Consider the following 9,369-nt stretch of genomic DNA (forward strand, 5'->3'; position numbering starts at 1 on the left):
CCCCCCGATTCCCTGTCAATGCCCCATGAGCCAGTGCTGGTGAGGCCCAGGCAGCGTCCACAGGCCAAAGAGGATCACCAGCACGCCACCCGCCATGCGCACCCCGCGCTTGCGCAGCACGCTGCCCACACGCTCCGCCGCCAACCCCGTGGCCAGCAACACCGGCCAGGTGCCCAGCCCGAACGCCAGCATCAATGCCCCACTGTGCAGCGCATCACCCTGGCTGGCCGCCCACAGCAGGGTGCTGTACACCAGCCCGCACGGCAGCCAGCCCCACAAGGCGCCGAGCAACAGGGCGCGAGGCAGGCTGGACACCGGCAGCAGCCGTGTGGCCAGCGGTTGTATATGGCGCCAAAGGCCGCGCCCGAGCGCTTCAATGCGTGTCAGGCCACTCCACCACCCGGCCAGGTACAGGCCCATGGCAATCAGCAGCAGCGCCGCGACCACCCGCAGCCCGATCGCCAGCGGGCTGCTGGCCAGGGCCACCCCGGCCAGGCCCAGCAGCAGGCCGGCCGCGGCATAGCTGAGGATGCGCCCGAGGTTGTAGGCCAGCAGCAGGCGCAGGCGTCGGTTGCGCTGCTCCGGCGGGATGGCCAGGGTCAGGGCGCCCATCAGGCCGCCGCACATCCCCAGGCAGTGGCCGCCGCCGAGCAGGCCGAGGACCAGGGCCGAGCCGAGCAGGGGGATCAGTTCAGGCACTCGGTTTGGCGTCCTTGTCTTCGGGAGGTTGTTCGTCGTGTTTGACCGCGGCCTGGTGGCGCGGGTCCTGGTCGTCGAACAGGATGCTGTGGGCCGGGCCTTCAAGGTCGTCGTACTGGCCGCTGTCCACCGCCCAGAAGAAGATGTACACGGCCACCCCGACCAGCAGCAGGGCGGCGGGGATCATCACGTAGAGGGCGGGCATAGGGTTTTCCTTCCAAGTGACGGTGGCGCGCTTGCCGGTACGCCCGCTGCCGCTGGCAAGCGGGTCAGGCGCAAGGCGTTGAGCACGACGATCAGCGAGCTGACCGACATGCCGACCGCCGCCCAGACCGGGGTGATCCAGCCGAGTGCGGCGAACGGCAGCATGAGGCCATTGTACAGGGTCGCCCAGAGCAGGTTCTCGACAATGTTGCGGCGGGTCCGCCGGGCCAGGGCAAAGGCCTGCACCAGTGCGTGCAGGTTGTTGGACAGCAGCACGGCGTCGGCGCTGGTCTTGGCAAGGTCGGTGGCGCTGCCCATGGCGATGCTGATGTCGGCGGCGGCCAGGACCGGTACATCGTTCACCCCGTCACCCAGCATCAGCACCTTGCGCCCTTCGGCCTGGAGCTGTTTCAGGCGCGCAAGCTTGTCGTCCGGGCGCAGGCCGCCGACGGCCTGGTCGATGCCCAGCTGCGTGGCCACCTCGGCAACCATCGGCGAACTGTCACCGGACAGCAGCAGGGTCTGCCAGCCACGGGCCTTGCAGGCGGCCACCAGGTCGGCGGCGTCGTCGCGCAGGCGGTCATCCAGGCCGAACCAGGCCAGCGGGCCCTGGCGATCGCCCAGCAGCAGCCACTGGCCGCGCGGCTCGGGTACGCCAGGCACTTCGGCGCCACTCAGAGCGCAGACGAAGGTGGCCTGGCCGATGCGCAGGCGCTGGCCGTCCACCTCACCCTCCAGGCCCAGCCCAGGCACTGCGTTGACCGCCTCGGCCGGCCGGGCAGCGCGGCCGAAGGCGCGGGCGATGGGGTGTTCGGAGCGGTTCTCGAGGGCGGCGGCCAGCGCCAGGCAGCGGTCGGCATCCAGGCGCCCCTGCGGGCGGATGCTGCGCAGGGCCAGGCGGCCTTCGGTGAGGGTGCCGGTTTTGTCGAAGATCACCGTGTCGATCTGGTTGAGGCCTTCGAGCACATGGCCACGGGTCACCAGCAGGCCAAGCTTGTGCAGGGTGCCGGTGGCGGCGGTGAGGGCGGTCGGGGTGGCCAGCGACAGGGCGCAGGGGCAGGTGGCGACCAGCATCGCCAGGACGATCCAGAACGCCCGCCCGGCATCGAGTTGCCACCAGACCAGGCCGATGATCGCCGCCGCCACCAGGGTGAACAGCAGGAACCATTGCGAGGCACGGTCGGCGATCTCGGCCAGGCGCGGTTTTTCGGTCTGCGCCCGTTCAAGAAGGCGCACGATGGCCGACAGCCGTGAGTCCTGGCCCAGGGCCTGGACCTCGATGGTGAGGGTGCTTTCGACGTTGAGGGTGCCGCCGGTGACCCGGTCGCCAGTGCGCCGCGCCAAGGGCAGGTATTCACCGGTGAGCAGCGATTCGTCAACGCTGGAGCGGCCTTCGATAATGCAGCCGTCGGCGGGGATCACCGCGCCGGGCAGCACTTGTACGCGGTCGCCGCACTGCAGTTCGCCGAGCAGGATGCGCTCGGCCTGGCCGTCGGCAGCCAGGCGCAGGCACGAGGCCGGCAGCAAGTTGACCAGTTGCGCGGTGGCCGCCGCCGTACGTTCGCGGGCGCGGCGCTCCAGGTAGCGGCCGGTCAGCAGGAACAGGGCGAACATGCCCACGGTGTCGAAATACAGCTCGCCACTGCCGGTGATCGCCGTCCAGATCCCGGCGCAGTAGGCCAGGGCGATGGCCAGCGACACCGAGACGTCCATGGTCAGGTGGCGGGTGCGCAGGTCGCGGGCGGCGCCCTTGAAAAACGGCGCGCAGCTGTAGAACACGATCGGGGTGGTGAGGAACAGCGCGACCCAGCGCAGGATGGTGTGCAGCTCGGGGGACAGGTCGATGTTGAATTCTGGCCAGGTGGCCATGGTCGCCATCATTGCCTGGAACCACAGCAGCCCGGCCACGCCCAGGCGACGCAGGGCGCTGCGGTTTTCCCGGGCCAGTTGCTCGGCGGCCTGGTCCGGCTGGTAGGGGTGGGCGGCGTAGCCGATGCGGCGCAGCTCGGCCAGCAGCCTGGACAGCGGCAACTGGCTGTCGGCCCAGTTGACCAGCAGGCGGTGGTTGGACAGGTTCAGCCGTGCCTCGGCAACCCCGGGCAGGGCGCGCAGGTGTTTCTCGATCAGCCAGCCGCAGGCGGCGCAACTGATGCCTTCGACCAGCAGGGTGGCTTCGGCCAGTTCGCCGGCATGGCGTACGAAGCCCTGTTGCACGTCGTTGCGGTCGTACAGTGCCAGTTCGTCCTGCAGCTGGCGGGGCAGGGCTTCGGGGTTGGCGCTGGTGTCGCTGCGGTGCTGGTAATAGTGCTCAAGGCCCCCGGCGACGATGGACTCGGCCACTGCCTGGCAGCCCGGGCAACAGAATGCCCGGGGCTCGCCGAGTACCACGGCGGTGAAGCGGCTGCCGGCGGGGACGGGCAGGGCGCAGTGGTAGCAGGGGGTGGGTTGGCTCATCGACATCTCTTCTTGCTGCAGCGGGTTCGTGGGAGCGGTGTTCGGTCAGTGGTGCTCGGCGCCTTGAATGGCCTCATCCCCCAACTGCAAGGTCACGCCATGCTCGACCTTCTCTTCTTCGAACAGCCGCCACACATGGTCATCCTGGCTGCCGAGCAGCTCGACGAAGCGCCGGCCGTCGACCTTGTCATCCAGCTGGCCGACATAGCGGCCCGGCTCGGTGCGTGCCAGTTGTACCTTGCGGTCCTTGTTGGGCTGGGTCGGCGAAATCAGGTTCAGTTCCAGCGCCTGCGGGGCGCTGTTGCCGGTCAGGCGCACGTCCACTTCACCGGTCAGTTCGTCCAGGTGGATGCTGGCCTTGATGTTGAGGGTCTGGGCCAGCAGTTCACGGTCCAGCGAGCGGTTGATGCCTTTGCCGGCTTCGTAATAGTTGTCGTTGACCAGGTTGTCCGGGTTGCGCACGGCAATGCTGACCATGGTCAGGCTCAGGCATACCGAGGTGGCCAGGATGCCGATGATGATCCAGGGCCAGAGGTGCTTGTACCAGGGGCTGGCGGCGGTGGCGGCAGGCATTGTCTGTGTTCTCTCTAGTCAGCGGATCTGTGGGCCGATGAAGCGGCTCTTGGCTTCAACCTGGCTGGCGCTGTCGTCGGCGTCCTTGAGGATGAAGGTGATTTCGTTGGTGGTCGAGGGCAGTTTCTCCGGGGCAACCGACAGTTGCACCGGCAGGCTGACGATATCGCCGGCGGCCACGCGGATCTCGCGGTGGCCTTCGAGGCGCAGGTCCGGCAGGCCGGCGGCATCCAGCACATAGACGTGGTCGCGCTGGTCCTTGTTCATCACCTTCAGGCTGTACACGTTTTCGATCCGTCCCTGGGCGTTCTCGCGGTACAGCACCCGGTCCTTGGCCACGTCGAAGCCGACCAGCGAGCGGGTGGCGAAGGCGGTGGCCAGGGCGCCGATCATCACCAGCAGCACCAGCGCGTAGCCGATCAGGCGCGGGCGCAGCATGTGGGTTTTCTGCCCGGACAGGTTGTGCTCGGTGGTGTAGCTGATCAGGCCCTTGGGGTAGTTCATCTTGTCCATGATGCTGTCGCAGGCGTCGATGCAGGCGGCGCAGCCGATGCACTCGATCTGCAGGCCGTCGCGGATGTCGATGCCGGTGGGGCAGACCTGTACGCACATGGTGCAGTCGATGCAGTCGCCCAGGCCCTTGGCCTTGTAGTCGATGTCCTTCTTGCGCGGGCCGCGGGTTTCGCCACGGCGCGGGTCGTAGGAGACGATCAGGGTGTCCTTGTCGAACATCACGCTCTGGAAGCGCGCGTAGGGGCACATGTACACGCACACCTGCTCACGCAGCCAGCCGGCGTTGCCGTAGGTGGCCAGGGTGAAGAAGCCGACCCAGAAGTAGGCCCAGCCATCGGCCTGCCCGGTGAAGAACTCGATGGCCAGCTCGCGGATCGGTGAGAAGTAGCCGACGAAGGTCATGCCGGTGACGAAGCCGATCAGCAACCACAGGCTGTGCTTGGCGAATTTGCGCAGGAACTTGTTGCCGCTCATGGGCGCCTTGTCCAGTTTCATGCGTTGGTTGCGGTCACCCTCGGTGACTTTTTCGCACCACATGAACACCCAGGTCCACACGCTTTGCGGGCAGGTATAGCCGCACCAGACGCGGCCGGCGTAAACGGTGATGAAGAACAGGCCGAAGGCCGCGACGATCAGAAGGCCCGAGAGCAGGATGAAGTCCTGCGGCCAGATCGTGGCGCCGAAGATGTAGAACTTGCGCTCGGGCAGGTTCCACCACACGGCCTGGTGGCCACCCCAGTTCAACCAGACGGTACCGAAATACAGCAGGAACAACACCGCGCCGCCGACCATCCGCAGCCTGCGGAAAATGCCGGTGAAGGCGCGGGTATAGATTTTTTCGCGTGATGCGTAGAGGTCGACGGAATCCTTCCCTTTGCTGGCAGGCGGGGTGACGTCATGTACCGGAATTTGCTTGCTCATCATCTAGTCCCACGGCAGTGGAGAAACGCCGCGGCCAGTGCTTGCCGGCCGCAGTCGCGCGCGTTCTGCTGGCGCTCTGCGGCCCATGATACGCCTGTGTTGGCGCGCCGGGGCCGTGCTGCGACCTTTAGTCGCGTTGGGTGATGGTTTGAATCGTGATATGGCGAGTGTCAATTGATCCAGGTCACCCAGACCTGATTTATGCCTTGAAAAACGTGGGAGCGGGCTTGCCCCGCGATGGCGTCCGGTGCGACTGACGCCATCGCGGGGCAAGCCCGCTCCCACGTTCATATCAACTCACTCGGCCTTGGCCGGTGCCTGCTCCTGTTGCGACAGGCTGTACACATACGCCGCCAGCAGGTGCACCTTGTCGTTGCCTTGCAGCTGTTCCTGGGCCGGCATCTGGCCCTGGCGACCGTAGCGGATGGTCTGTTGCAGCTGGGCGAAGCTCGAGCCGTAGATGAACGCCTGCGGGTGGGTCAGGTTCGGCGCACCCATGGCTGGGGTGCCCTTGCCCTCAGGCCCATGGCAGGCCACGCAGGTGGTGGCGAAGATCTGTTGGCCCTTGACCGGGTCGGCCTTGGCATCTTCGGGCAGTGTGCGGCCGTCGAGCTTGGTCAGCACGAACGCCGCCACATCGGCCACACCCTGTTCGCCGATCACCGTGGTCCAGCCCGGCATCACGCCGTGGCGCCCGCCCATGATGGTGGTCTTGATGGTTTCCGGTTCACCGCCCCAGCGCCAGTCGTTGTCGGTCAGGTTGGGGAAGCCGTAGGCGCCCTTGGCGTCAGAGCCGTGGCACACCGAGCAGTTGGAGGCGAACAGGCGTGCGCCCATCTTCAGCGCCTGTGGGTCCTTGGCCACTTCCTCCAGCGGCATGGCGGCGAACTTGGCGAAGATCGGCCCGAAGCGGGCGTCGGCCTTGGCCATCTCCTTTTCCCACTCGTGCACGCCGGTCCAGCCTGGCTGGCCGTTGGAGAACTCGGTCTTTTTGTCGTTGTCGACGTACGCGTACCCCGGCAGGATGCCTTTCCAGTTGCCCAGGCCCGGGTACAGCACCAAATAGCCGAGGGCGAACACGACGGTGCCGACGAACAGCCAGAACCACCATTTGGGCAGCGGGTTGTCGTATTCCTCGATGCCATCGAAGGCGTGGCCGACGGTTTCGTCGGTGATCTCTTCGCGCTGGCCCTTGCGGGTCGACAGCAACAGCCAGCTCAAGGCGAAGATGGTGCCCAGGGTCAGGACGGTGACGTACAGACTCCAGAAGGTTGTCATTGTTGTTTGCTCCCAGAAGCTTTTTGCGCTTTCGCGTGCTCAACGTGGCGAGTGGCCTCGGGGTCGTCCGCAAATGGCAACTGCGTGGCCTCGTCGAAGTCCTTTTTGCGCCGCGGGCTGAACACCCACAGCGCCAGGCCCACGAAAGCCACCAGCACCACGACGGTGCCCAGGCCGCGAATCATCCCGATATCCATCAGTGTCACCGTTTGCTTTTGATGAGGGTGCCAAGGCCTTGCAGGTACGCCACCAGGGCGTCCATCTCGGTCTTGCCCTTGACCGCGTCGCGGGCGCCGGCGATGTCTTCGTCGGTGTACGGCGTGCCGAGGGTGCGCAGGACTTCCAGTTTCTTGGCGGTGTCCTTGCCATCGAGCTTGTTCTCGACCAGCCACGGGTAGGACGGCATCTTCGATTCCGGCACCACGTTGCGCGGGTTGTACAGGTGCGCGCGGTGCCAGTCATCGGAGTAGCGGCCACCCACGCGGGCGAGGTCCGGGCCTGTGCGTTTGGAACCCCACAGGAACGGGTGATCCCACACGCTTTCGCCGGCCACGGAGTAGTGGCCGTAGCGCTCGGTCTCGGCGCGGAACGGGCGGATCATCTGTGAGTGGCAACCCACGCAGCCTTCGCGGATGTAGATATCGCGGCCTTCCACTTCCAGCGCGGTGCGCGGCTTCATGCCCTCGACCGGCTTGTTGGTGACGTCCTGGAAGAACAGCGGGACGATCTGGGTGAGGCCACCGACGCTGACGGCGATGACCATGAAGAAGGCCATCAGGCCAATGTTCTTCTCGACTGCTTCATGCTTCATCAGTGGGCTCCCACGACGACGATCTTGGCGGCTTCCTCAGCCTGTACCGGGTTGGCCGCGCGAACGGTGCGGAACACGTTGTAGGCCATCAGCAGCATGCCCGAGGCGAAGAACGCACCGCCCAGGGCGCGGACGATGTAGCCCGGGTGGCTGGCCTGCAGCGCTTCGACGAACGAATAGGTAAGGGTGCCGTCGTCGTTGATGGCGCGCCACATCAGGCCCTGGGTGATGCCGTTGACCCACATCGAGGCGATGTACAGCACGGTGCCGATGGTCGCCAGCCAGAAGTGCGCGTTGATCAGCCCGACGCTGTGCATCTGCTCGCGGCCGTACAGTTTGGGGATCATGTGGTAGACCGCGCCGATCGAGATCATCGCCACCCAGCCGAGGGCGCCGGCGTGCACGTGGCCGATGGTCCAGTCGGTGTAGTGGGACAGCGAGTTGACCGTCTTGATGGCCATCATCGGGCCTTCGAAGGTGGACATGCCGTAGAACGCCAGCGATACCACCAGGAAACGCAGGATCGGGTCGGTGCGCAGCTTATGCCAGGCCCCCGACAGGGTCATCATGCCGTTGATCATGCCGCCCCAGCTCGGCGCCAGGAGGATGATCGACATCACCATGCCCAGCGACTGCGCCCAGTCCGGCAGGGCGGTGTAGTGCAGGTGGTGCGGGCCGGCCCAGATGTACAGGGTGATCAGCGCCCAGAAGTGCACGATGGACAGGCGATAGGAATAGATCGGGCGCTCGGCCTGCTTGGGCACGAAGTAGTACATCATCCCGAGGAAGCCGGTGGTGAGGAAGAAGCCCACGGCGTTGTGGCCGTACCACCACTGGATCATCGCGTCGGTGGCGCCGGCGTAGGCCGAGTACGACTTGAACAGGCTCACCGGCAGCGAGATGTGGTTGACGATGTGCAGCATCGCGGTGACCACGATGAAGGCACCGTAGAACCAGTTGCCGACATAGATGTGCTTGGTCTTGCGCTTGACGATGGTGCCGAAGAACACCAGCCCGTAGGTCACCCAGACGATGGCCAGCAGGATCGCCAGCGGCCACTCGAGCTCGGCGTATTCCTTGGTGGTGGTGAAGCCCATGGGCAGCGTGATCAGCGCGCCGACGATCACCGCCTGCCAGCCCCAGAAGGTGAAGGCGGCCATGCTGTCGGAGATCAGGCGGGTCTGGCAGGTACGCTGCACCACGTAGTAGCTGGTGCCGAACAGGGCACAGCCGCCGAAGGCGAAGATCACCAGGTTGGTATGCAGTGGGCGCAGGCGGCCGAAGCTCGTCCATGGCAGGTCCAGGTTGAGCTGGGGCCATACCAGTTGCGAGGCGATGAAGACGCCAAGCCCCATGCCAAGGATCCCCCAGACCACCGTCATGATGGCGAACTGGCGGACGACCTTATAGTTATAAGCAGTCGGACTGATTGCAGTGCTCATTCTAAGGTTCCACGGTTTGGGTATTCTTGTTGGTTGGTAAATCGGCGCCAGTATCGATAACCACCAGGGTTATTACAATGCAAGGCGACTGGTGCCGACCCGTGTCCAGACCCTGTTCGCCACCGTCCCGTGGCGTAGGGGTTCGAACGATTGTACACAAATAAATCTTTGTAATGTGTACCGTTTCCCATGTTTTTCTGATCGATCGGTCAAGCTTTTATTGCCGGGACGGGCACGCAAGGCATCATCCCAAAGCGCGGGCTCGCAAGGCTGGAATCGCTGCGTGGTGTCAGGCTGTGCACCACGTCTGCTCCGGCTGCATGCGAGCGGGGCCACTGTGGCAACAAGCTTAGTTGTGTTCGGAGGGGGTGCAAGGGAGGGGAGGGCAGAGGGGGCAGCGTGGGAGCGGGCTTGCCCCGCGATGGCGTCAGTGCAGGCGACGAGGTTGTCTGGTCTGGCGCTATCGCGGGACAA

Annotated in this window: 9 protein-coding genes; all 9 read right to left on the minus strand. The window is 65.5% G+C overall.

The annotated features are described in order from the left end of the window. Positions 1 to 15 precede the first annotated feature (15 nt). On the minus strand, positions 16 to 699 hold the full coding sequence (locus ACO6VM_RS27170; RefSeq protein ID WP_401056301.1) for a sulfite exporter TauE/SafE family protein: 684 nt from the start codon (positions 697 to 699) through the stop codon (positions 16 to 18). Further along, a complete protein-coding gene (ccoS, locus tag ACO6VM_RS27175) occupies positions 692 to 904 on the minus strand; it encodes a cbb3-type cytochrome oxidase assembly protein CcoS (protein ID WP_110994038.1) in 213 nt (70 codons plus the stop codon). The genes ACO6VM_RS27170 and ccoS overlap by 8 nt, the downstream gene beginning before the upstream one ends. Further along, positions 886 to 3,357, minus strand: a complete 2,472-nt coding sequence (locus ACO6VM_RS27180) for a heavy metal translocating P-type ATPase (protein ID WP_422404060.1) — start codon at positions 3,355 to 3,357, stop codon at positions 886 to 888. The genes ccoS and ACO6VM_RS27180 overlap by 19 nt, the downstream gene beginning before the upstream one ends. 45 nt (positions 3,358 to 3,402) lie before the next feature. Beyond that, positions 3,403 to 3,930 carry a FixH family protein gene (locus tag ACO6VM_RS27185; protein ID WP_110994036.1) on the minus strand — a complete coding sequence of 176 codons (528 nt, stop codon included), beginning with the start codon at positions 3,928 to 3,930 and terminating at the stop codon, positions 3,403 to 3,405. Between the two features lie 18 nt (positions 3,931 to 3,948). Continuing rightward, a complete protein-coding gene (ccoG, locus tag ACO6VM_RS27190; protein WP_422404061.1) occupies positions 3,949 to 5,364 on the minus strand; it encodes a cytochrome c oxidase accessory protein CcoG in 1,416 nt (471 codons plus the stop codon). Positions 5,365 to 5,661: 297 nt separating this feature from the next. Next, complete coding sequence (gene ccoP / locus ACO6VM_RS27195) at positions 5,662 to 6,642, minus strand: cytochrome-c oxidase, cbb3-type subunit III (protein ID WP_323828247.1); 981 nt, start codon at positions 6,640 to 6,642, stop codon at positions 5,662 to 5,664. Then, the gene (locus tag ACO6VM_RS27200) at positions 6,639 to 6,839 is read right to left on the minus strand and encodes a cbb3-type cytochrome oxidase subunit 3 (RefSeq protein WP_110994041.1); all 201 of its coding nucleotides are present in this window, start codon (positions 6,837 to 6,839) and stop codon (positions 6,639 to 6,641) included. Before ACO6VM_RS27200 ends, ccoP begins: the two co-directional genes overlap by 4 nt. 5 nt (positions 6,840 to 6,844) lie before the next feature. Next, a complete protein-coding gene (gene ccoO / locus ACO6VM_RS27205) occupies positions 6,845 to 7,453 on the minus strand; it encodes a cytochrome-c oxidase, cbb3-type subunit II (protein ID WP_110994033.1) in 609 nt (202 codons plus the stop codon). Beyond that, the gene (ccoN, locus tag ACO6VM_RS27210; RefSeq protein WP_027921278.1) at positions 7,453 to 8,895 is read right to left on the minus strand and encodes a cytochrome-c oxidase, cbb3-type subunit I; all 1,443 of its coding nucleotides are present in this window, start codon (positions 8,893 to 8,895) and stop codon (positions 7,453 to 7,455) included. The genes ccoO and ccoN overlap by 1 nt, the downstream gene beginning before the upstream one ends. Positions 8,896 to 9,369 lie beyond the last annotated feature (474 nt).

It is taken from the genome of Pseudomonas sp. GZD-209, assembly GCF_049310485.1.
In the GTDB taxonomy this organism is placed as follows: Bacteria; Pseudomonadota; Gammaproteobacteria; order Pseudomonadales; family Pseudomonadaceae; genus Aquipseudomonas; species Aquipseudomonas sichuanensis.